Source organism: Blautia sp. NSJ-140, assembly GCF_022868965.1.
In the GTDB taxonomy this organism is placed as follows: Bacteria; Bacillota; Clostridia; order Lachnospirales; family Lachnospiraceae; genus Blautia_A.
Map to the genome: position 1 here is coordinate 1 of NZ_JALIFS010000014.1, position 23,209 is coordinate 23,209.

Genomic DNA, 23,209 nt, shown 5'->3' on the forward strand with positions numbered 1-23,209 from the left:
GTATCTGGGAGTGCCCCAAATGCCACGCGTTCCATGACAGGGATACGAATGCAAGTATCAATATTCTGAAAAAAGGACTGCAGATGCAGTCTGCATAAAGATAAAAACTGTACCGTAGGGCATACGGGAACAGTATAAATATAGCTTGTGGACACTGTGTAAGACATTGCAGTACCGTAAGGTGTTTGCCAATGCAGTAGTGGGAGAAGCAAGAATCCCCCTGCTTTAGCTGTGGGGAGTGTCAAGTATTGTGAAGAGTATTGCCGGTCATAGCGTGAGCTGCAAAAGGTAAAAGGCGATAATGATAAAGGATTGGAGCAGGATAGAGATCATGAAAGAAAAAATAGGCATCATATCAGACACTCACGGCCTTCTGCGGCCTGAGGTACTGGAAATCTTAAAAGACTGTAAGTATATCCTCCATGCCGGAGATGTCAATAAAGACGAGATCCTGGATGTACTGCGTTCCATGGGGAATCTCTATGTGGTCCGTGGAAATAATGATAAAGACTGGGCGGAAAATCTCCGCACCAGTCTAAGCTTTACCATTGGCGGCGTGAAATTTTTTATGGTCCATAACAAAAAAGACATTGCGTGGGAGCTGGGGGACACACAGGTGGTCATCTTCGGGCATACTCACAAATATTTTGAGAAGATAATCGATGGCAGACTGTGGCTGAATCCGGGAAGCTGTGGAAGAAGCCGTTTTGGCGGAGAGGTTACCATGGCGGTGATGACTGTGGAGGATGGAAAATATCAGGTAGAAAAAATTATTTTGGCGGAGAATTCCGAAAAATGATAAAAATTTTGTTTAAAGATCCTTTTGCGCGGATATGTTTCTGGGGATTACTGGAATACGCTGATGCATAAAAGGATTTTTTGTATTTTATTGGATACAATCCTTGTAATTTTGGATTTGTAGCGTATAATTAGAAAACGTTTAAAACAAAAGTGGTCTTACCACTTTTGCAAAATTCGTTTGAGCGTAGAGTGTGAATATGCGCTTTACATGAATCAGGAGGGATGCAACATGAAGCATGTGCAGCAGTTTAGCATCATCCTGTTGATTTCCGTCATTGGAGAATTACTGAAAACCTTTCTTCCACTTCCGGTACCGGCCAGTGTCTATGGACTGATCATTATGCTGGTGGCTTTGCTCACAGGTATTCTGAAGCTGGATCAGGTCAAAGGTGCGGCAGATTTTCTGGTTGAGATCATGCCGGTGATGTTTGTACCGGCAGGTGTGGGACTGATCACAGCCTGGAGCACTCTGAAACCGATCTGTGTACCGGTTCTCATCATGACGTTTATCAGCACGGTGATCGTAATGGTCGTAACAGGAAAAGTAACACAGGGAGTGATTCGTATGGGAAAGAGAGGAACTGAAAAATGATGGAATTCATAAAAAACTCCGCATTTTTCGGAGCAATGATAAGTCTGATCGCCTATGAGATCGGTCTGATCCTGAAAAAAAAGTTTAAAATGGCGATCTTTAATCCGCTTTTGATCTCCATCATCTGTGTTATCGGTGTTCTTTTGCTCTTCCATATTGATTATGATGATTACAATGAAGGTGGAAAATATATCAGCTATCTGCTGACCCCGGCAACAGTCTGTCTGGCAGTGCCCCTTTATGAGCAGATCCATCTGCTGAAAAAAAATCTCAAGGCAGTGGCTGCCGGAATCTTTTCCGGAACGCTGGCCGGGCTTTGCAGTGTTCTGCTTATGGCGAAATTGTTTGGCTTTGATCATCAGGAATATGTCACTATGCTTCCGAAGTCTATCACAACCGCCATCGGAATGGGCGTTTCTGAGGAGCTTGGCGGTATCGTGACCATCACCGTTGCCGTGATCATCATCACAGGAGTTCTGGGAAATATGATCGCAGAGGTTGTCTACAAGGTCGCAAAGATCGAGGAGCCGATCGCAAAGGGCCTTGGACTTGGAACATCTGCCCATGCCATCGGAACTGCCAAAGCCATGGAGCTTGGCCCGGTAGAAGGAGCCATGAGCAGCCTTGCCATTGCAGTTGCCGGATTGCTTACGGTTGTCGGCGCATCGGTGTTTGCGGGAATGATGTAAATATTCATTTATCGGTGTTAAAGTTAAATCCATAGAAGAATAAAAATGTGTGAAAGGTCTGTCATATATGGCAGGCTTTTTTCTTTGGTCAGAATATCCTGGGCAGTTCACGAAAAGTAGTTACTGAGAACGGAGTGAACAATAACCGCAGAAAAGGAAGCCGGAGATGATTTTACTTCGGATGCAACAGAAGTGCCGGATGCAGCACTCTTTTTTGTGGATCTTAAAGACGAACATATTTTTGTATAAAATAAACAAATGTTCGGAAAAACCATGTTTATACCGTTTTATTGGACTAAAAATGAGCTATAATGCAAACATACAGAAAATATGTTTGGAAAATATGTTCGATAAATCGTGAGACGAACATAGGACAGGGAGGATGGATCTTATGTGGAATACAGAGAGCAGCGGGAAGGCAGTATTGGCAGAAGGAAGATATGTGGAAGCTGAGAACGGACATTGCGGCAGACAGAAGCTTTCCTCAGGAATGGCAATGGTACTGGGCGCACTTCTTACAATGGAGATCATGCTTGGCGGGGCAATGCTGTTTAATTTTGATTTCCGTGGAGCAGATATCGTTGCCGTTGTATTGTCATTCATGGTATTATATTTTGCAGTGGTGGCATCACTGACAGACAAGTAGAAGAACGGAGGGAGAGAGGATGCCAAGGGTCTTTAACCAGAAGATTAAAATTTTATATCTGATGCGCATTTTTCTGGAGCAGACGGACGAAGAGCATCCGATGTCTGTGAAGGAGCTGATCTCCTATCTAAATAGTCTGGGAATCAGTGCAGAGCGTAAGACTGTCTATGATGATATTGAAACCCTGCGGAATTTTGGAATGGATATCCTGAACCGGCGGGAGCACCCGGCCGGTTTTTATCTTGCCAGCCGGGAATTTGAGCTTCCGGAGCTGAGACTTCTGGTGGATGCAGTGCAGTCCTCCAGATGTATCACCAATGGGAAATCCCGACAGCTGATCAGGAAGCTGGAGAGCCTTGCCAGTGTTTATGAGTCCAGACAGCTGCGGCGACAGGGATTTGCAGAGAACAGTATCCGGACTATAAACGAGAATGTGTATTACAGTATTGATATGATCCAGCGTGCATTAACTGAAGACAGGCAGATTTCTTTTCAATATTGTGAATGGACTGTGGAGAAGAAGCTGTATCCGGAGAATGAGGGGGAACGATATTCGGTCAGTCCCTGGGGACTTGTATGGCAGAATGAGGAGTATTATCTGATCACTTATGACGAGAAGTGTGGAAGGGTTAAGCAGTATCAGGTAGATAAGCTCCAGCAGATCCGTATAGAGAAGGAAGTGCGATGCGGCAGAGAATTTTTTGAGAATTATGATATAGGGGAGCTGACATCCAGGACCTTCGGGATGTTTGGCGGAAAAGAGAAAACCATATGTCTGGAAGCACATAACCGTTTAGTCGGAGTGGTGCTGGATCGGTTTGGCAGAGATATTATGATACACAGGAAGGATCCTGAACATTTCAAAACACTGGTTCGTGTAAATATCAGTGACCAGTTCTTTGGCTGGATAGCCAGTCTTGGCCCGGATGCGGTGATCGCGTCACCGGATGAGGTTCGCGATAAGTACCGGGAATTTCTTGAGAAAAGTCTTTCTAATTACAAATGATAAATATATGATAAAGAAAATCTGTATATAATAAAGATTCAGGAAAATTCACTCCTGAGTCTACAGATTTTCAACAGAAATAATATATAAAAAAATAAATGAAAACAGACAAAAATGAGAAAAATTATATAATAACTGTAACTGAAATATAAAAATAATATAGATAGCATATGTGAAAAAGATAATAGACATTGCGATGTTTAAGTGCTATAATGCTTTCGACTCTTAGAAGGGAATAAATTTTGCCATTTCAGGCAGATTACGGACGGTGAAGATATGACTGTAAAAGCAAGAATGCTGAAGCTTCTGGAGCAGCACGAGAATGAACTGATATCCGGAGAGGCGGCAGCAGCAGAACTAAACTGCACGCGGGCAGCCATCTGGAAAGCTGTGAAATCCCTTCGTGAAGAGGGATATACCATAGAAGCTGGACCAAACAAAGGCTATGTGCTTCGAGGAGGCAGCCGTTTATCGGAAGAAGGAATACGGCTTTACCTCGATCATCCGGATGTCCCTGTAAAAATATACAGAGAACTGGATTCTACAAACCGGGCAGCCAAGGAGGCTGCATTTTCAGGAGAAGCAGGTCATGGTGCACTGATACTGGCGCGCAGACAGAAAAGCGGAAGAGGCCGAAGAGGCCGAAGTTTTTATTCTCCTGAAAATGCAGGACTTTATATGAGTATCGTTCTAAGACCGGACCGGACTCTGAAGGAAGGACTCCTGATCACTACAGCGGCGGCAACTGCAGTGTGCCGTGCAGTGAAGAAAATCTGCGGGATCGACCTTGGAATCAAATGGGTCAATGATCTGTATCTTCATAATAAGAAAGTGTGTGGGATACTGACAGAGGCTGTTACAGACTTTGAAAGTGGGAACATTGAGTTTGCAGTTGTAGGAATTGGTTTGAATCTGTATATGCCGGAAGATGGGTTTCCTGAAGATATACAGGAAACGGCTGGAGCATTATTTGAAAACAGGAAGGACGCAGAGCATATAAACTGCAGTATTCTTGTGGCGGAGATCGTCAATCAGCTTCTTATGGAAGTGGAGACTCCGGGACTTTCCAGAGAATATACAGAAAATAATATCATTCCTGGAAACATGATCGTGATCACAGACGGACAGTGTACGAGGGAAGCTTATGCAGAATCCATAGCACCAGATGGAAGGCTTCTTGTAAGAGAACAGGATGGTTCAGAAACTCTGCTTTCTTATGGAGAGGTATCTGTACGCAGAAAGTCGGATTAAGGTCAATCAAAATAAATTGTGTATTTTGTATAAAAAACAGATTCTTTTTTGTACAAAACAGGCAAAAATAATATTGACATTCTGGAAATGCGGAGTAAAATAAAGTCAACTACAAGGCGTGGTCATACCAATTATAAAAAGATGCGATCAGCGCCAAGAGAAAAGGAGGGAGAAAAACGGGAGATTTATCAAGTACACTGGCAGAAGAGCTAAACAGTAAGACAGCCTTTACCATTCCGGTGTTTGGTGGAATACCAATTGCAGAATGTGTGGTAGTCACATGGGTCATCATGGCGGTTCTTGTGATTCTGTCTCTGATCTTAGTTCGGAATCTCAGTGTGGAAAATCCGGGTAAGAAGCAGCTGCTTCTGGAAACCGGGGTAAGTTTTCTTCAGGATTTCTTCATGGGTATCCTTGGAGAAGAAGGCAAACAGTATGTGCCTTATTTGATGTCAACCGTAATCTACATCGGAATAGCCAATATCGCAGGCGTATTTGGTTTTACACCACCGACGAAGGACATGAATGTTACCATTGCGCTGGCGCTGATGAGCATTATTCTGATCGAGTATGCAGGCTTTCATAAGAGGGGACTGAAGGGCTTCCTGAAAAGCTTTGCGGAGCCGGTTCCGATCATGCTTCCGATCAACATTCTGGAAATAGCGATCAGACCTACATCTCTCTGCATGCGGTTGTTCGGTAATGTTCTGGGAAGCTTCGTAGTTATGAAGCTGCTGGAGTTTGTTTGTCCGGCCATTCTTCCCATACCATTCAGCCTGTATTTTGATTTCTTCGATGGATTCATACAGGCGTATGTATTTGTGTTTTTAACATCCTTGTTCATCAAGGAAGCAATTGAGTAGTGAAGCGGAAGCTCCGCTTGATCTAAAAATGAAAAAAATTGTATTTTACAGGAGGAAAAAACTATGTTAATCGCAATTGGTGCAGCTATCGCAGTTCTTACAGGTATTGGAGCAGGTATTGGTATCGGTCTTGCAACATCTAAAGCAGTAGAAGCTATCGCAAGACAGCCGGAGGCAGAGAGCAAGATCAGTAAAGCACTTCTTCTTGGATGTGCTCTTGCAGAGGCAACAGCTATTTACGGTTTCGTAATCGGTCTTCTGATCATCATCATGCTTGGCTAATAGGTAAAGACGAGATACTAATTCAGGATTAAGAGAGGCAGGTGGACCAGGTGATTAAAATTGATATCAACCTTGTCTTTACTATTATAAACCTGATCGTTCTTTATCTTTTAATGAAGAAGTTCCTTTTCGGCCCGATCATTGGTGTTATGGAGAAAAGAAAAGCCATGATCGATGAGCAGTTTGCTTCAGCAGAGAAGACAACCACTGAAGCAAACCAGCTGAAAGGACAGTATGAGGATGCACTGAAATCTGCGAAGGAGGAATCCTTCAGTATCGTAGAGCAGGCTAAGGACGAGGCAAAAGTACAGGCAGACAGCATCGTGAAGAGAGCTAATGATCAGGCTGGCCAGATTCTTGAGAAAGCAAGAAGAGACATCAGCACTGAGCAGGAAGCTGCTATGAAAGCGATGGAAGGCAAAGTGGCTGAGCTGGCAATGGATGCAGCATCCAGAATCATGGGAAAAAAGAACGACGAAGCACAGGATATGTCCCTATATGACCAGTTTTTAGAAGGAGCAGGTGATCCTCATGACAGAGACGTCCATTAATTATGCAAAAGCATTATACGGTCTTTCTGTCCCGGGGGAGGCAATCTGCGAAACAGGAAAGATTTTTAAGAATACACCTGAGATAGGTAAAATGCTTGAAAATCCACTTGTTTCCCTCAAAGAAAAAGAACAGGTAATAGAGCGGGTTTTTCCGCAGGAAATGAAGAGTTTTCTTAAAGTAACGTGTAAGTATCAGAAGATTGACAGAATCGGAGAGATCCTTGAAGCTTATGATGCTTACAGCCGGGAACAGAAAGGAATTCTCAAGGCAGAGCTTCTTTATGTAACACGTCCTACCGAAGCGCAGGAAGATAAGATGAAGGAGTTTCTCCGTAGCCAGTTTTCTGCCAGAGAAGTGGAACTTACCCTTACAGAGGATAAAAGCCTTGTAGGTGGATTTGTTCTCAGGGCAGGAGATCGTGAGTACGACTGGAGCCTCATCGGACGTTATAAGAAACTGAAACAGAAATTAACCCGGAGGTGAAATTGAATTGGGTGCAATAAATCCAGATGAAATCATTTCGATTCTCAAGGAAGAAATAAAGAACTATGACGAAATCAGCAAGGACCAGGAAGTAGGCACTGTCATCTCCGTGGGAGATGGCATCGCAACTGTTTATGGTATCGATCATGCCATGTACGGTGAGGTTGTGACTTTCGAGAATGGTCTGAAAGGTATGGTACAGGATGTCCGTGCCAACAGCATGGGATGTATTCTTTTCGGAAAGGATACAGGAATCAAGGAAGGCACCAAGGTTGCCAGAACTGGCAAACAGGCAGGTATTCCGGTAGGTGATAAATTTATCGGAAGAATCGTAAACGCACTTGGTGAGCCTATTGATGGAAAGGGAGAGATCCAGGCAGAGGAATACCGCCCGATCGAGAATCCGGCTCCTGGAATCATCGATCGTAAGTCTGTAACTGTACCTCTGGAAACAGGAATCCTTTCCATTGATTCCATGTTTCCGATCGGCCGTGGACAGCGAGAGCTGATCATCGGCGACAGACAGACAGGTAAAACATCCATCGCAACAGATACGATCATCAACCAGAAAGGTAAGGATGTGATCTGTATCTATGTTGCCATCGGACAGAAAGCTTCTACCGTTGCAAAGGTAGTTTCCAATCTTGAAAAATACGGTGCAATGGAGTATACAACTGTATTCTCCGCAACAGCCAGTGACTGTGCACCGCTTCAGTATATTGCTCCTTACGCTGGTACTGCTCTTGCAGAGTATTTCATGTATCAGGGCAAAGACGTATTGATCGTATATGATGATCTTTCCAAGCATGCAGTGGCATATCGTGCATTGTCACTTCTGCTTGAGCGTTCTCCGGGACGTGAGGCATATCCTGGTGACGTATTCTATCTTCATTCCAGACTTCTGGAGCGTTCCAGCCGTCTGAGTGAAGAGGCAGGCGGCGGATCCATTACGGCACTTCCGATCATCGAGACACAGGCCGGTGATGTATCTGCATACATTCCTACAAACGTAATTTCCATCACAGATGGTCAGATATTCCTGGAAAGTGATCTGTTCTTCTCAGGCATGCGTCCGGCAGTCAATGTTGGTCTTTCCGTATCCCGTGTTGGTGGTGCTGCACAGACCAAGGCTATGAAGAAAGCTTCCGGTAGTGTACGTATCGACCTGGCACAGTACAGAGAGATGGAAGTATTCACCCAGTTCAGTTCAGATCTGGATGAGGCTACAACTGCACAGCTGAAATACGGAAGCTGTCTGATGGAGCTTCTGAAACAGCCGCTCTGCAGCCCGTTAAGTCTTCATCAGCAGGTAATTACTCTCTGCGTTGCGACTCACAAGCTGATGGTAGATGTAGAAAAGAAAGAGATCAAGAAATATCAGAAGGATCTTCTGGAGTACTTTGATAATGTATATCCTGAGATCGGCAAAGAGATCGAGACTACAAAGCAGCTCTCTGATGAGCTTGTAGAGAAAATCGTAAAGGCGGCAGAAGAATTCAGAGATAAGAGCAGGTAGGTGTTGATATGGCAAATGCAAAAGAAATACAGACTCGTATGAAAAGCATTCAGGACACCATGAAGATCACCAATGCGATGTACATGATTTCTTCTTCCAAGATGCAAAAGGCCAAGAAGATCCTGCAGGATACGGAACCATATTTCTATAATATGCAGGCCGCCATTGCCAGGATCCTCCGTCATATGCCGGATATCCAGCATCCTTTCTTCAGTGAGCGTCATCTTGTTCCGAAGGATGAAAGAAAGGTAGGTACCATTGTCATTACAGGTGATAAAGGTATGGCTGGTGCATACAATCATAATGTACAGAAAATGACAGAAGATTTCATGGAAGAGGTACCGGGACATCACAAGCTGTATGTCCTTGGCATGGTAGGGCGTCAGTATTTCGGCAAGAGAGATGTGGATATGGACGGCAGTTTTCATTATACCGTACAGAAGCCGACTATGCACAGAGCACGCCTTATCACAGATGAGATCGTACGTGCGTTTTTGGAAAGAGAGCTGGATGAAATTCACATTGTCTATACACAGATGCTGAATGCGATGGCAATGGAAAATGTGAATATGCAGCTTTTACCGCTGAAAAAGGCTGATTTTAAAGTGGGTCAGATTCCGGCAGATATTTATCAGGAGGAGATCGTGTTATCTCCGTCTGCAGATGTGCTTCTGGATACTATGATCCCCAACTACCTTACAGGTGTGATCTATGGATGTCTTGTAGAGGCATATGCCAGTGAGAACAGTGCGAGAATGACAGCAATGCAGTCCTCTACAGATAGTGCGAAGGCGATGCTGAAGGATCTTTCCATTCAGTATAATCGTGCACGTCAGGCTGCGATCACGCAGGAGATCACAGAGGTTATCAGCGGTGCTAAAGCACAAAAAAGGAAGTGATGACTATGAATAAAGGTAAGATCGTACAGGTTATGGGACCTGTTGTAGACGTTGTTTTTGAAGACGGACAGCTTCCGGATATCAAGGATGCCCTTGAAGTTGAGAACAACGGTAAGAGATGCGTTATGGAGGTGTCCCAGCACCTTGGAAATAATATCGTACGCTGCATCATGCTGGGAGCCAGCGAGGGCCTGCAGCGAGACAGAGAAGTAACAGCTACCGGAAGCGGTATCAAGGTTCCGGTTGGAGATAAAACACTTGGTCGTCTGTTCAACGTTCTTGGAGATACCGTAGATGGCGGTGATTCCCTGGACGGTGAGGAGCATTGGGTCATCCATCGTGATCCACCTTCATTTGAAGAGCAGAAACCGGCAGTTGAGATCCTGGAAACAGGTATCAAGGTTATCGACCTTCTTGCTCCATATGCAAAAGGTGGTAAGATCGGTCTGTTCGGTGGTGCCGGTGTTGGTAAGACAGTCCTTATCCAGGAGCTGATCCAGAATATCGCTACCGAGCATGGTGGATATTCTATTTTCACCGGTGTCGGTGAGCGTTCCCGTGAGGGTAATGACCTTTGGACAGAAATGAAGGAATCAGGTGTTCTTGAGAAGACAGCCTTAGTGTTCGGACAGATGAACGAGCCGCCCGGAGCACGTATGCGTGTTGCGGAGACCGGACTTACTATGGCAGAGTATTTCCGTGATCAGGAGCACAGAGACGTACTTCTTTTTATTGATAATATCTTCCGTTTTGTACAGGCAGGATCTGAGGTTTCCGCTCTGCTTGGACGTATGCCGTCCGCAGTAGGATACCAGCCTACACTGGCAACTGAGATGGGTGAGCTTCAGGAGAGAATCGCATCTACCAAGGAAGGATCCGTTACATCCGTACAGGCCGTATATGTACCGGCCGATGACCTGACTGACCCGGCTCCGGCAACAACATTTGCTCATCTGGATGCGACAACGGTTCTTTCCCGTAAGATCGTTGAGCAGGGTATTTATCCGGCTGTAGATCCGCTTGAGTCTACTTCCCGTATCCTGGAGGCAGATATTGTTGGTGAGGAACATTACGAGGTTGCACGTAGAGTACAGGAGATTCTTCAGAAATATAAAGAGCTGCAGGACATCATTGCTATTCTTGGTATGGAGGAGCTCTCAGAGGAAGATAAGCAGACAGTATTCCGTGCAAGAAAGATCCAGAAGTTCCTTTCACAGCCGTTCCATGTAGCTGAGAACTTCACCGGTATCAAAGGTAAATATGTACCGCTGAAAGAGACGATCCGTGGCTTCAAGGCAATCATTGACGGTGAAATGGATGAGTATCCGGAGAACGCATTCTTTAATGTTGGAACCATTGATGATGTAATTGCAAAAGCAAAAGCCGAGGAGAACCGGCAGTAAGGAGCGGCTATGAGTGAGACATTTGGCCTGGAAATATATGCCAGCAATAAACTGGCTTATGCAGGACGTGCTCAGAAGCTTATTATCCCGGCAGTGGATGGTGAGCAGGGATTTCTTGCTCATCATGCGAATGTGGTAGCAACCATTATTCCAGGTGAGATGCGTTTTGAGGATGCAGATGGAAATACACATGTTTTTGCTGTGAGCAGCGGATTTGTTGAGATGATCAATAACCGTGCCAAGCTGTTCTGTCTCAGTGTAGAAAGCCCCGAGGAAATCGATATCCGTCGTGCGCAGGAAGCGAAGGATCGTGCAGAGGAGCAGCTTCGCCAGAAACAGAGTATTATGGAATACCACAGGAGTCAGCTGGCTCTTGCGAGAGCAATGACACGTCTTAAGGTAACACATAAGCAGTAAATTTAAATCATATAAAAAGATCCATTGTCAGGAAACTGGCAGTGGATCTTTTTTTCTCTGTTATTTTGTGGATGAAGCAGGATCAGATTCGGTATTTTCCGGATCAGTAATGGAAGAAGCTTCAGAAGCTGTATCTTTGTCTGAGTTATCAGAAGTATGAACAGGCTTTTCTGTCAGCTGCTGATATGGACGATAGGGTTCCCAGTAATGTTCATCTTTTGTTTCGGTTTCCTGTTTCAGTTTCTTTTTCTGCTGAGTAAGAAGATAAATACCTGCAGCAATGATACCTGTAGCAATGACGATCTGCGGAAGGCTGTTGCAGATATTGTATACATAGTCAGCCATATTATTCGGTACAATGAAGTACAGAAGACTTGTGAAACGACTCCACAGGATGCAGATACCAAACAGGATCAGAACCCATGCAGCTGCACTCTGATGCTTTTGTAAGAATTTTCCCATATCACCGGAAAACTGATCCATGTGAAGAATGTAATTATCCTCTACAGAGTAGAATTCTTCTTCTGACAGGGATTTCAGATTATGGACATTAAAAAAACTATAGAACCATATCACCGGGAGAAACATGGCCAGCCATCCAAGTCCGGTTATGGATGCCAGTGCGATAGCCCCCCAGAACAGCAGCATAATGCTGAGTCCCTGTTTTTTAAATCCCATGTACATTTCCCCGGCACCGGGGATCAGGGAAAAGATAAATACCCAGAAACCATGTTTTTGTTTTTTCATAAATTTACTTGCCTCCGTTTATAATTTTATTCGTAAGATCGTTCAGATTATTACTGATCTTCTGAGAATGTTCACTGAGCTGGGAACCTACCTGCATGGAAAGCTGGTTCAGGCCGGAACCAATGTCAAAGGATGAAGAAATCTTAACTTTTGTTTCCGGTGAAGGATGAAGAGCCGTAAAATCTGTCTGCGATACAGAAAAAAGCATGATCAGCGCAACGCCCATGCCTACGCCAGTCCGTAAGCCTGCACAGAGAAGCTTCATCCAAAAAGCAGTTTCATGTATTTTTCTGGAAGCCTGAACTTCCGGAGAAGCTGCTTTTTTCAGAATTTCATCCTGCAGATAGGATGGAGCATACTCAGAAGCGGCATCTTCATTCTGAAGAAGTTCATCCAGACAGAAGTCACATTGCTCCATATGCTCCAGAAAATGGATCATTTCATCTGTATTCATGGTTCCGTCCTGGAATTTCTGTAATTCATCCTGTGGTATGTGCATCTAATCACTCCTTTCCAGCAGTGCTTTCAGCATAGATCTGGACCGGTAGATCTGCGTCTGGACTGTTTTGATATTTTTATTCTGCGCTTTTGCAATTTCTGCGGCGTTTTTTTCTTCGCAGAAATGCTCAAGGGCAACCTCCCTGTAGGGGCTTTTCAGCGCTGAACATAAATGCCGGATCCGATCCTTGAAATCTTTGTCCAGGAATGCCTCCTCCGGGGAAAACTCTTTATCATGGAGCTGTTCAAAATAGGTGTCCTCTGTGGGAATGGTACGTCTGCCGGCTGCTTTCAGATGATCCAGACATTTTCTGACTGCGATCTTGCTGAGCCAGGCTTTTTCGTAGGTGCCATCAAAACGGGAGAGATTTTTGTAGGCGGAAAGAAAAACATCCTGTGTCAGATCCTCGGCGTCAAAGGGATTGCCCACCGATTTCAGACAAATGGAAAATATTAAATTTTGGTATGTATGTATCAGATATTCCAGATATTCTTCCCGTGTGATGCAATCAGCTCCCTTCTCTTCCCGTTTCATTTATTATAACGCGGAACCTGAAGGAAAGACTTCAGCTTTTATGGAAAAATATGTAAATCATTGGATAAATGCCGTTTTTATATAGCGGGGAGAGAAAATTTGGTCTATACTATAAGTCGTCAAAGCAGAGATGCAGAAAGGATGAGACAAATGACAGAGACGAAACGCTTATATTATGAAGATGTATATAAAAAAGAATTTACAGCCAAAGTCCTGGAGTGCAGAGAAGCCAAAAAAGGCTTTCATATCATTCTGGATGAGAGTGCTTTTTACCCGGAGGGCGGCGGACAGCCAAGCGATACCGGATATCTCAACGATGTGAAAGTAAAGGAAGTGCATGAAAAGGAGGGAGAACTTCTTCATTATACAGATCAGCCGATGGAAGCCGGAACAGAAGTACAGGGACGCATCGACTGGGCAAGAAGGTTTGATCTGATGCAGCAGCATTCCGGTGAGCACATGGTGAGCGGACTGATCCATGAGGCTTACGGATATGATAATGTAGGCTTTCATATGGGGAGCGATACCATTACCATAGATCTGAATGGCCCGTTGGATGAGGTGCAGCTTGCTGAGATTGAGCGGAAAACAAACCAAAAGATATGGGAAGACACGCAGATAAAGATCATATATCCTACAGCGGAGGAACTGGAAAAAATCGACTACCGAAGCAAAAAAGAGCTTACCGGTCAGGTGCGGATCGTGGAATTTCCGGGTGCAGATATCTGTGCCTGCTGTGGCACACATGTGACACATACCGGAGAGATCGGAATGGTGAAACTTCTTTCCGTGGAAAAATTCCGTGAAGGTGTCCGTATTGAGATGATCTGCGGAAAACGTGTTCTGGATTATCTGAATATGATCAACGAGCAGAACCATCAGATTTCTGTAAAGCTTTCTGCAAAAATGGATAAGACTGCGCAGGCAGTGGAACGTCTTCAGGAAGAGAATTTCCGCTTGAAAGGACAGGTTGGTCAGCTGGTAGACGACATGTGCCGGAAAGAGGCAGAGCGTTATGCAGGAAGCGGAAGCGTTCTCATCTTTATGGATGGAATGGATGCAGACAGTGTTCGGAAGCTTGCAGATGCGGTGACACAGACCTGCCAGGGCTGCTGCGCGGTTTTTTCCAGAAATGCAGATGGAAGCTATAAGTATGCAATGGGTGAAAAGGACGGAGATCTTCGCCGATTTACAAAGGAAATGAATGAGAAATTAAATGGACGCGGAGGTGGGAAGCCGTTTTTTGTACAGGGGTCGGTGCAGGCATCTGAGAAAGAGATCCGAAACTTTTTTGAGCAGTGATGAAAATGTTTGGAGAATGTCATGCACATATATTTCTCAATGGCTATGATTACCGGAAAGCCGTTGAGACACAGAAAAACGGACCACGGGATGCTCTGATCCGTGCTCATCTTGAGGAATACCGGAAAAGAGGAATCCGTTTTGTGAGAGACGGAGGAGATCATTACGGTGTGTCAAAACGGGCTGCCAGACTGGCTCCGGAATATGAAATTGACTATCGCACACCGGTTTTTGCCATTTATAAAGAGGGTTATTATGGGAAGATCGTTGGAAAAAGCTTCTCAGACATGAAGGAATATCACAGAAGAGTTCTGGAAGCTGCCGCTGAAGGTGCGGATTTTATCAAGATCATGACTACAGGGCTTCTGGATTTTGCAGATCACGGGAAAATTACGGGAACGCCGCTTTCAGCAACGGATGTGAAAGAAATGGTACATATTGCTCATGAAGAGGGATTTGCCGTGATGAGCCATACAAATGGATGCTATGGCGTACAGGCAGCAGTAGAGGCTGGTGTTGACAGTATTGAGCATGGGAACTATATGGATGATGAGACGATTTCCATACTGGCAGACAGTGAAAGCGTGTGGGTTCCGACACTTGTAACTGTGCGGAATCTTAAAGGCTGCGGCAGATTTGAAGATACGATCCTTGCATCTATTATAAAGACAGGCGAGCAGAATCTGAAGAAAGCTTTTGAAAAGAAGGTTCATGTGGCAGTAGGAAGCGATGCAGGTGCATATCAGGTTCTTCACGGCCAGGGTGTACAGGATGAAAGCAGAGCTTTTTTTGATATACTGGGTGATACGCAGGCAGTACGAAGCTGGATGGAAGATGGAGAAAAAAGGATCCGTACCATCTTCCGTCACGGGTCTTCGAATTTAATACAGGTATAAATATTGGAGGTGCGTGATTTCGCAGGGTTGAAAGTAACCCGGAGATCGGCACCTTCTTCCATTCCGCTTGAGGAAAGGTCCGGAACGTTTTCACGGCTGCAGAGGATCTTTACGCCGTCGTATGTCTGGAGCAGCACGGTATTGGCGGTTGTGCCCAGGATCGTGCCGGTTACAGTAGAAGTAATGTTGCGTACTGAAAGTATGTCTGGATCCTCCCCGGTGATTCCACGAATCTTCATGCCGCTGGTGGATTCACCATTAAATTTACCGGTATAGATAATGTTTACATAAGATCCAGGAGCCATTCCTCCTTTGAAATATACAGGAACGGAGGAAAGTGAAACAGTCAGTTCCGAGCCTGTGGTCTGCGGAATGACAGTCATTGTGCCGGTGCTGACATTTACGATCTTTGCACGGAGATGCTGCTCTTTTTTCTTCGGTTCGGGGGAAGGAGTAGGAGTTGCTGCAGGTACTTTCAGTGGATCCGTATCGGAGACACTGATCACTTTTGTGAAACTGCCGTCATACTGCTTGTCACTCACGAGGGTTTCGTTGATGAATTTACCGCGAAAATGGACATAGACCCACTTGCCGGCCTTGAAGCCTTTTTTGTAGTATTGTCTGACACCGGTGACAGGGAAGGTTACAGTATTTCCCTTTTCTGTGACTATCACAAGGGCATTGGAGGTGAGTGATTTCACTTTGCCCTTTAAAGTGCGGTCCTCCAGAGGAGTTTCATTATGATATTTGTCGGTTATTTTGATGGGGGAAATGGTGCTGATATCAGTTCCGGAAAGCTGTCCCTGGTAGATCACACTGACCTGATCACTGGATACAACGCCGTATTTGCATTCAAGTCTTGTCTGGGAAACATCAAATACATAGGTTTCTCCATTGCTGGAAATCGTCAGGTGTGTACCGTCAAAATCCAGCAGTGTGCCGGTAAGCTCATCCATATAAACACGTTCTTCCGTGGAAGGCTCCTGATCTTCCTGTTCTGTGGAATCTGAAGCAGTAACGTCTGAAATTTTATCCTGAAGAGAAATAATATGATCATCGATCTGATCATTGCTGCAGCCTCCCGCAAAAAGGGAAAGGCCGAGAATCATACATGCAGCAGACATTTTTTTCATTTGTGTCCTCCGACCCGGGATAACGGTCAGTCCTGTTTATCTGTAAGATCATGGTTTTTCAACGCCGGTATAAAGTTAAAGATCTGGCGGAAAGAATCCCATTGCTCACGGCTGTCGATTCCATGGTTGATCAGACCCGTGCATTCAGTACAGGCATTGGTATCCAGATAATTATCGTAATAAATATGATAGGGATTTTGGGTGTTTTTTTCCTGCGGATCGTTCATCGGATCAGTCTCCTTATCGATTGATAAGGATCAGTATATGAAGGCAGGAAAGATTTTATACATATTAAGGGTATTATAGCAAAAAGATTTTTTGATTTCTACAGGGATTTACGGAAAATCCATGCATTTACTGAAAACGTGTTCCTACAGGCTGAACACGGAACCAGTAGGTATAGAAATACTGAAATCCAAGAGAGCTGTAAAGCTTTTCTGCGGAAGCATTGTTTTTTACCACTTGAAGATAGGCGTGGCTGGCGCCTCTTTTTTTGCCCTCATTGAGAAGACCGGTACAGATCTGACGGGCATATCCTCTGCGGCGATAATCTTCACGCACATGAATGGCATAGATGCCGATGTAGTCGCGATCCAGGATTCCAAGACCTGTGGCAATGATCTCGCCGTTTTTTGTTATGGAAGCGCAGACAGTTTCCTTAAGAATGGCACGGTACATGGAAGGAACAACGCTTCGATGGATCGGGTTTGTAGTTCTTTTCAGGTCAAAAAGGCTGTGAATCCAGAAATCCGGAATTTCATTGGAAAAAAGCACATCAGCGACAGGCGCATCCAGAACGGCACTGTCCAGGTCTACAGTCATAACATTTGTTATGTGCTGAACGGAATAGCCCCTGTTTTCCAGCATATAGTCAAAATCCGGGGATACAAGGGGGCTGATCTTAAAGATCGCAGGAGTTCCCAGACGCTTATAGACCTGTTCGCAGTAGGGGATTTTTTCGCGCCATGGAAGTGTGGATGTTCCGAACTGTTCCACACTGTTGGTCCTGTGTGTATAAAAATAAGAAAAACGTAAGATCCATCCGTCATAAAGTTCCATTTTATGGGAAGGCCATGCGTTCAGTGACATATCTTCGATTTTTTTGATCGTTGTTTCCATAGTATTACCTTTCTGATATACCGGGCAGATCATTATCCGCAGTTGATTATTTTGGTATTGGTGCTTTGATAGTAGCACTTACACCAGCAGTGGTCAAGCGTACGAAATATCGGAAAATGGGTAAAAAACGAATAAACGTGAAAAACATGAAAATTTTTTAAAAAAATTAAAAAAAGTACTTGCATTTTGAAAGAAAGTGTTATATACTAACGAAGTCGGTTGAGGGAAACAACAAAAAACAAAGTCAAACGACAGAAACAAAAGAATATGGCCAGTTGGTCAAGGGGTTAAGACGCCGCCCTCTCACGGCGGAAACACGGGTTCGATTCCCGTACTGGCTATTAACTGAAGGCAATCAGAACATGTTTCTGGTTGCTTTTTTGTTTATGATCACAAATGGGGATTTTGGGAGGTTTTACTATGATCATTGATAATGTGTATGTTTTTACACCGGACAAAGCGTTTGTAAAAGGCGGGATTATCCTGGATGGGGATAAGATCCGACAGGTTTATGAAGAAAAGGATGCGCCGCAGCTTAACGGGGATGTTCTGGACGGAAAAGGCTGCTACGCCATTCCGGGACTGATCGATCTGCATTTTCATGGATGCAAGGGAGATGATTTCTGCGACGGAGACAAGGATGCGATTGGAAGGATCGCGGAATATGAGGCATCGGTAGGAGTTACAGCGATCGCACCAGCTACCATGACTTTACCGGTAGAGGAACTGGAGCAGATCCTCCATACAGCTGCAGAATATAAAAAAGAAACAAAGGACTGCCGTAAGGCAGATTTTCTGGGAATTAATATGGAAGGGCCTTTTATCAGCCCGGCGAAAAAAGGTGCACAGGACGCGAGAAATATCCTGCCATGTAATGTAGAAATTTGCGACCGTTTTTTAAAGGCCTCGGAAGGTCTGGTAAAATTTATAGGGATTGCACCTGAAGAAAGTGAACATGCAGCAGAATTTATCCGGGAAGTTCATGAAAGGGTCAATATTTCTCTGGCACATACCAACGCAGATTACGATACAGCAATGGAAGCATGCAGAGCAGGAGCAAACCATGCAGTCCATCTGTATAATGCAATGCCTGCGTTTACGCATCGTGCACCAGGCGTCGTAGGTGCTGTTTTTGATAATAAGGATGTTATGGCAGAGATTATATGTGACGGGATCCATATCCATCCGTCTGTTGTCCGAGCTACCTTTCAGATGATGGGAGCTGACAGGATGATCCTGATCAGCGACAGTATGAGAGCTACCGGTATGCCGGACGGTCAGTATACACTGGGCGGACTGGATGTTAAGGTTGTGGGAAGACTTGCCACGCTGGTATCTGATGGTGCGATCGCAGGGTCTGCCACAAATCTGATGGATTGTATGCGTACAGTTGTTAAAAAGATGGATCTTCCGCTGGAAACAGCCGTGGCCTGCGCAACCATAAATCCGGCCAGAAGCCTTGGAGTAGAAGAACAGTACGGATCTCTGGAAGCAGGTAAAAAAGCTCATGTGGTACTGCTGGATCAGGATCTGGAACTGAAAGCAGTGATCAAGGACGGAGTAAAGATCCGATAAGATCATAGAAGATAAAGCGAAAAAAATTAAAAGATAAAAAGAGTTTCAGGAGCAGATGACAGCAAAATTCGTGTCAGAATTTGTCGAACGAAAATGCTGGACAAAATGCTCCTGAAATTTTATAATTAATTTCACCAGAGATCTTCTGGTATCGATCACCGCCAGGTCAGGCGGGAAATCCCATTTTTATCATAACTGAATAAACATATATTTTAAGAAGGAAAGGGGGCGTGTATGTTTCTTTATGGAGAATTATCCGTGGTGATATCTGCGATGGCGGTCTGGATGGATCTTAAAGATGCATCTGTAGACAATGGATGGATCCTTTTTTCTTTTATGATCGGTTTCCTGATCCAGGTCACAGAAAACGGGCTGAAAGGTGGAGTGATCTTTCTGGCAGGAGTGGCTGTGCCGGTGCTTCTTTTGGGAATCCTTTTCATATTCCATATGATCGGCGCCGGAGATATCAAGCTTCTGTGCGCACTTGGCGGGATCATGGGGCCGCGGACAGTTATGGAATGTATTGTTTATTCTCTGCTTGCAGGTGCAGGCATTTCTCTGGCAATTCTTATTTCTACAGGCGGTATCCGCCGACGATTCCTTTATTTATATCAGTATATGAATGAGTTTTACTGTACCGGTGAGATACGTCCTTATTACAGAAAGGGGATGAGCTTTCCGGAGAACTTTCATTTTACGGTACCCATATTTTTGAGTGCGGTGCTTTATGCAGGAGGTGTGTATTGAAGAAAAACATATTTGCAGTCTGTGATCTGGAGGTGGATTATGCTTTCAATTTTATGGATTATCTGAACCAGAAAAAGAATCTTCCGTTTGAGATCCAGGCATTTACCACGGCAGAAAGTCTCATTGCATACGGAAAAGAAAATCATATTGAGTTGCTGCTGATTTCCGATAAAGCAATGCGAAAAGAAGTCCGTGACCTTGGTATCGGAAAGATCATCATTCTTTCAGAAGGTGTGCATCCTCCGGAACTGGATCAGTATTCAAGTGTGTATAAATACCAATCTTCCTCAGATGTGATAAGGGAGGTGATGGCCTGCTATGGAGAAGAGAAATCTCTTGATCCGGTAACTTTTCCTGTGTTGAAAAAAACAATGGAGATCATCGGTGTTTTTTCTCCTCTTGGCAGATGTCTGAAGACATCCTTTGCACTTGCGCTGGGACAGATACTGGCGAAAGAACGTGCCGTTCTTTATCTGAATCTGGAATCCTATTCTGGTTTTGAGGAACTTCTTGGGAAAAAATTTCCGGCTAATCTGAGTGATCTGTTTTATTATGTTCGCCAGGGAAATGAAAACCTGATCCATAGAATGAACGGAATGATCCAGACAGTAAACAATCTGGATTTTATACCGCCGGTAAGAACACCTTCAGATATCCGGACCGTGGACTGGGAAGACTGGGAGCGGCTGTTGCAGGAAATCGTACTTCACAGTTCCTATGAAGTGCTGATCCTGGATATGGGAGAAAATGCAGATGAGGATTTCCAGCTTTTGGAAATGTGCAGAAAAATCTATATGCCGGTTTTGAATGACACACTTTCCGTTTGTAAGGTGACACAATTCGAAAATCTTCTGCGTATCTGGAATAAAGAAAAGATTCTGGAAAAAACAGAAAAGGTGCACCTGCCCTTTCATATGGACATGATCTCTTCTGACGCTTACATTGAACAGCTGGTATGGAGTGAACTGGGAGATTATATCCGTGAACTTTTGAGAAAGGAGCGGTCATGAACAGAGAAAAATTCCGGGAAATGTATGATCTGCTCATGGAACAGCTGGATGTTTCCAGAGAGCTGTCCGATGATGAGATCCTGGGGGTGATCGATGAACTGATATTAACTCAGGCAAGGGAACTGTTTCTTTCACTGAAGGAGAAAGTAGAGCTCAGACAGGAACTGTTCTGTTCTGTGCGTAAGCTGGATGTTCTGCAGGAACTAATCGATGATGAAAGTGTTACGGAGATCATGGTAAATGGTCCGGATCATATTTTTGTGGAACGTGGAGGAAAACTGACCAGATGGAATAAGGTCTTCACGTCGGAAGAGAAGCTGGAGGATGTGATCCAGCAGATCGTAGGGCGCTGTAACCGGGTTGTCAACGAATCCATGCCCATTGTAGATGCAAGGCTGGAAAACGGAGCACGTGTGAATGCAGTGGTTTATCCGGTTGCTCTGAATGGTCCGATCCTGACGATCCGCCGTTTTCCGGATGATCCTATCACAATGGAAAAACTGATCGCTTTTGGAAGTATCACCGAAGAATGTGCACAGTTTTTAAAAAAACTTGTTCAGGCAAGATATTCTATTGTGATCGGTGGAGGTACAGGAAGTGGAAAAACAACATTCCTTGGTGCTGTTACAGAATATATTCCAAAAGATGAGCGTCTGATCACCATTGAAGATAATGCGGAGCTTAAGATCCGGGGAATTGATAACCTGGTATGTCTGGAGGCAAAAATGGCCAATATGGCGGGCGCGGTGTCAGTAACGATCCGAGATTTGATCCGGTCAGCCCTTCGAATGAGACCGGACAGGATAATTGTAGGGGAAGTCCGTGGAGGAGAGGCAGTGGATATGCTGCAGAGCCTTATATGTACTATATAACAATTATATATATAACGTATATAAGGATGGAAAATATAGATTAGAGGGAAGGCATAGGAACGATATGAACATTAAGTATAGGTTATTGTGTAAAAGGTTAATAGAGGAAAGGAAGAGAGTAGGTGTCATTCAATATTATAATGTACTGTTCATAATGGAGTTATTGTCAGATAAAGACATATTGTTTTTAGAACAGTGGGTGAACGGTATAAATAACATATATATGAAGGATATACATAACTGGTGTAGAATGCATTTTGTTAAATATCACACTGTATTTGTTTACAGGAAAGAGTATCCGGTAAAAGCAAATATTTGGAATGGATATTCATATATAAGGTGGCGGATGGAGCGGATGATGAATTTGGAATAAGATAAAATAGTGCTTGCATAAAAGGGCGTCTTAGAGTAGGGTATTCTTTTGAAAGTATGGATAGAACGAAGGCTGAAGGCTCTGCGCTATTCGTTTGGCAGAGCCTGAGTATTGTCCTGATCCGTAGAAAATAAATCTAACTGACCTTCTGGAGTGGAACTTTGACCGGATTCATCTTCAGTTGATTGTTCTCTTTTTTTGGGTGTTTTATGAGTGTATAATTTCTCAAAAGGAAGTGAATACTTGGATTTTTTATTGTATTCTAGTAAAAGAGCTTCTGCAAACCCTAATGAACCGGCACGACGTTCTCTGGCAGTACGACTGATTTCTCTGACAGAGACACGTCCTACTTTTTCTTTAAATGTGTCATCTTTCATTGTTTCTCCATAAGCATTATCCAGACGGGCAATAGCATTAAGCATATTGGAGCTAAAGGACATAGGTGCGCCTTCCCATGTGGCAACGCAAAGGCGTAAAACACGATCAAGAGTGTGAAAACCATATTTTTCATAGATATTAATTAAAGTGGATACAGCACATATACCTCCGGGGCGAGAGGAAGAAGTAATAGAGAGATCATATGATTCAACAAGGTCACGAATAATAAGTTCTCTATCATTACCAGCTTCAATATTAGCCATGAATATTTCATAAGGTAGTAACGATTTGACATATTTCATCTGATTTGCAAAAATATCTGCTTCTTGAGTGTAAACAAGATCATCATAAACCATGCACCAGACAGGAGTTTCTCTTGATCCAGAGACGAGAGCGACAATTTCTATAGTGTGTTGTCCGTTGAACACATAATTTATCCCATCACGTCTACTTACTTTTACAGGGTTTATCTGATAAAGGTCAAAATTAGCTGCAGCACGCTGAACGTGTTTGATAGAAAGATTACGTTGGTAATCTTGATTTGAACATAAATTTTTAATAGGTATTTGCTCAAAATGCACTTGGGGAACAAACTTTTGTAAATCTTCGGTATTTCCATCCATA

The 23,209-nt window shown here is 44.1% G+C and carries 27 protein-coding genes, 1 tRNA gene and 1 pseudogene; 22 read left to right on the forward strand and 7 right to left on the reverse strand.

Annotated elements, in window-relative coordinates; all coding sequences use genetic code 11:
• The first annotated feature begins 2 nt into the window (after window positions 1-2).
• From MUB50_RS17280 to atpC, 15 genes are all read left to right on the forward strand, one after another.
• A complete protein-coding gene (locus MUB50_RS17280; RefSeq protein WP_244791448.1) occupies window positions 3-98 on the forward strand; it encodes a transposase in 96 nt (31 codons plus the stop codon).
• A gap of 233 nt (window positions 99-331) precedes the next feature.
• Window positions 332-799: a metallophosphoesterase family protein gene (locus MUB50_RS14390; protein ID WP_118514076.1), complete on the forward strand. Its 468-nt coding sequence runs from the start codon at window positions 332-334 to the stop codon at window positions 797-799.
• 231 nt (window positions 800-1,030) lie between these two features.
• Entirely contained in the window at window positions 1,031-1,393 is a 363-nt protein-coding gene (locus MUB50_RS14395) for a CidA/LrgA family protein (protein ID WP_118514074.1), read from the forward strand.
• Complete coding sequence (locus MUB50_RS14400) at window positions 1,390-2,082, forward strand: LrgB family protein (RefSeq protein ID WP_118514072.1); 693 nt, start codon at window positions 1,390-1,392, stop codon at window positions 2,080-2,082. Before MUB50_RS14395 ends, MUB50_RS14400 begins: the two co-directional genes overlap by 4 nt.
• A 391-nt stretch (window positions 2,083-2,473) precedes the next feature.
• Window positions 2,474-2,728: a hypothetical protein gene (locus tag MUB50_RS14405; protein ID WP_118514068.1), complete on the forward strand. Its 255-nt coding sequence runs from the start codon at window positions 2,474-2,476 to the stop codon at window positions 2,726-2,728.
• 19 nt (window positions 2,729-2,747) lie between these two features.
• Window positions 2,748-3,734, forward strand: coding sequence for a helix-turn-helix transcriptional regulator (locus tag MUB50_RS14410; RefSeq protein ID WP_118514066.1), 987 nt, complete (start codon window positions 2,748-2,750; stop codon window positions 3,732-3,734).
• A 276-nt stretch (window positions 3,735-4,010) separates the two neighbouring features.
• A complete protein-coding gene (locus MUB50_RS14415) occupies window positions 4,011-4,985 on the forward strand; it encodes a biotin--[acetyl-CoA-carboxylase] ligase (RefSeq protein WP_118514064.1) in 975 nt (324 codons plus the stop codon).
• Window positions 4,986-5,182: 197 nt separating this feature from the next.
• Window positions 5,183-5,848, forward strand: coding sequence for a F0F1 ATP synthase subunit A (locus MUB50_RS14420; RefSeq protein WP_118368483.1), 666 nt, complete (start codon window positions 5,183-5,185; stop codon window positions 5,846-5,848).
• A gap of 63 nt (window positions 5,849-5,911) precedes the next feature.
• A complete protein-coding gene (gene atpE, locus MUB50_RS14425; protein ID WP_021652814.1) occupies window positions 5,912-6,130 on the forward strand; it encodes an ATP synthase F0 subunit C in 219 nt (72 codons plus the stop codon).
• A 50-nt stretch (window positions 6,131-6,180) separates the two neighbouring features.
• Complete coding sequence (gene atpF / locus MUB50_RS14430; protein WP_022427145.1) at window positions 6,181-6,681, forward strand: F0F1 ATP synthase subunit B; 501 nt, start codon at window positions 6,181-6,183, stop codon at window positions 6,679-6,681.
• Window positions 6,662-7,165: an ATP synthase F1 subunit delta gene (atpH, locus tag MUB50_RS14435; RefSeq protein WP_118514062.1), complete on the forward strand. Its 504-nt coding sequence runs from the start codon at window positions 6,662-6,664 to the stop codon at window positions 7,163-7,165. The genes atpF and atpH overlap by 20 nt, the downstream gene beginning before the upstream one ends.
• Before the next feature lie 7 nt (window positions 7,166-7,172).
• Window positions 7,173-8,681, forward strand: coding sequence for a F0F1 ATP synthase subunit alpha (atpA, locus tag MUB50_RS14440; protein ID WP_021652816.1), 1,509 nt, complete (start codon window positions 7,173-7,175; stop codon window positions 8,679-8,681).
• Between the two features lie 8 nt (window positions 8,682-8,689).
• A complete protein-coding gene (gene atpG / locus MUB50_RS14445) occupies window positions 8,690-9,580 on the forward strand; it encodes an ATP synthase F1 subunit gamma (RefSeq protein ID WP_118514060.1) in 891 nt (296 codons plus the stop codon).
• A gap of 5 nt (window positions 9,581-9,585) precedes the next feature.
• Window positions 9,586-10,983: a F0F1 ATP synthase subunit beta gene (gene atpD / locus MUB50_RS14450; protein ID WP_118062354.1), complete on the forward strand. Its 1,398-nt coding sequence runs from the start codon at window positions 9,586-9,588 to the stop codon at window positions 10,981-10,983.
• Window positions 10,984-10,992: 9 nt separating this feature from the next.
• Window positions 10,993-11,400 carry an ATP synthase F1 subunit epsilon gene (gene atpC, locus MUB50_RS14455; RefSeq protein WP_118368480.1) on the forward strand — a complete coding sequence of 136 codons (408 nt, stop codon included), beginning with the start codon at window positions 10,993-10,995 and terminating at the stop codon, window positions 11,398-11,400.
• A 60-nt stretch (window positions 11,401-11,460) separates the two neighbouring features.
• Here atpC and MUB50_RS14460 read toward each other — a convergent pair whose 3' ends face one another.
• Genes MUB50_RS14460 through MUB50_RS14470 form a run of 3 tightly spaced genes read right to left on the reverse strand, consistent with a single transcriptional unit; the run spans window position 11,461 to window position 13,180 of the window.
• Window positions 11,461-12,147 carry a hypothetical protein gene (locus MUB50_RS14460; protein ID WP_118514058.1) on the reverse strand — a complete coding sequence of 229 codons (687 nt, stop codon included), beginning with the start codon at window positions 12,145-12,147 and terminating at the stop codon, window positions 11,461-11,463.
• Window positions 12,148-12,151: 4 nt separating this feature from the next.
• Entirely contained in the window at window positions 12,152-12,646 is a 495-nt protein-coding gene (locus tag MUB50_RS14465; protein ID WP_118514056.1) for a hypothetical protein, read from the reverse strand.
• The gene (locus MUB50_RS14470; protein ID WP_118514054.1) at window positions 12,647-13,180 is read right to left on the reverse strand and encodes an RNA polymerase sigma factor; all 534 of its coding nucleotides are present in this window, start codon (window positions 13,178-13,180) and stop codon (window positions 12,647-12,649) included. It lies immediately after the preceding gene.
• A gap of 141 nt (window positions 13,181-13,321) precedes the next feature.
• Here MUB50_RS14470 and MUB50_RS14475 point away from each other — a divergent pair, with 141 nt between their 5' ends.
• A complete protein-coding gene (locus MUB50_RS14475; protein ID WP_118514052.1) occupies window positions 13,322-14,482 on the forward strand; it encodes an alanyl-tRNA editing protein in 1,161 nt (386 codons plus the stop codon).
• A 5-nt stretch (window positions 14,483-14,487) separates the two neighbouring features.
• On the forward strand, window positions 14,488-15,378 hold the full coding sequence (locus MUB50_RS14480) for an amidohydrolase family protein (protein ID WP_118514222.1): 891 nt from the start codon (window positions 14,488-14,490) through the stop codon (window positions 15,376-15,378).
• Here MUB50_RS14480 and MUB50_RS14485 read toward each other — a convergent pair.
• From MUB50_RS14485 to MUB50_RS14495, 3 genes are all read right to left on the reverse strand, one after another.
• Window positions 15,348-16,511 (reverse strand): hypothetical protein, encoded by a 1,164-nt coding sequence (locus MUB50_RS14485; protein WP_118514050.1) that lies wholly within the window; start codon window positions 16,509-16,511, stop codon window positions 15,348-15,350. The two genes, MUB50_RS14480 and MUB50_RS14485, sit on opposite strands and share 31 nt — an antisense overlap.
• Before the next feature lie 26 nt (window positions 16,512-16,537).
• Window positions 16,538-16,738, reverse strand: coding sequence for a hypothetical protein (locus MUB50_RS14490; RefSeq protein WP_118368474.1), 201 nt, complete (start codon window positions 16,736-16,738; stop codon window positions 16,538-16,540).
• Window positions 16,739-16,865: 127 nt separating this feature from the next.
• On the reverse strand, window positions 16,866-17,630 hold the full coding sequence (locus MUB50_RS14495; protein WP_244791389.1) for a GNAT family N-acetyltransferase: 765 nt from the start codon (window positions 17,628-17,630) through the stop codon (window positions 16,866-16,868).
• 269 nt (window positions 17,631-17,899) lie between these two features.
• On the opposite strand from MUB50_RS14495, the gene MUB50_RS14500 reads away from it, so the two are divergent.
• The 5 genes and pseudogenes from MUB50_RS14500 to MUB50_RS14520 form a co-directional block, all read left to right on the forward strand.
• Window positions 17,900-17,971 (forward strand) — tRNA-Glu (locus MUB50_RS14500).
• 79 nt (window positions 17,972-18,050) lie between these two features.
• A complete protein-coding gene (gene nagA / locus MUB50_RS14505; RefSeq protein ID WP_244791391.1) occupies window positions 18,051-19,205 on the forward strand; it encodes an N-acetylglucosamine-6-phosphate deacetylase in 1,155 nt (384 codons plus the stop codon).
• A gap of 234 nt (window positions 19,206-19,439) precedes the next feature.
• A complete protein-coding gene (locus MUB50_RS14510) occupies window positions 19,440-19,952 on the forward strand; it encodes a prepilin peptidase (protein ID WP_244791392.1) in 513 nt (170 codons plus the stop codon).
• Window positions 19,949-20,962, forward strand: coding sequence for a hypothetical protein (locus MUB50_RS14515; protein WP_244791394.1), 1,014 nt, complete (start codon window positions 19,949-19,951; stop codon window positions 20,960-20,962). Before MUB50_RS14510 ends, MUB50_RS14515 begins: the two co-directional genes overlap by 4 nt.
• A pseudogene (locus MUB50_RS14520) lies at window positions 20,959-21,819 on the forward strand (CpaF family protein); the annotation flags it as partial. The gene MUB50_RS14515 and the pseudogene MUB50_RS14520, both read left to right, overlap by 4 nt.
• Before the next feature lie 474 nt (window positions 21,820-22,293).
• Here the strand turns inward: MUB50_RS14520 and MUB50_RS14525 are convergent.
• Complete coding sequence (locus tag MUB50_RS14525; RefSeq protein WP_117592861.1) at window positions 22,294-23,208, reverse strand: DUF6551 family protein; 915 nt, start codon at window positions 23,206-23,208, stop codon at window positions 22,294-22,296.
• Window position 23,209: the final 1 nt, after the last annotated feature.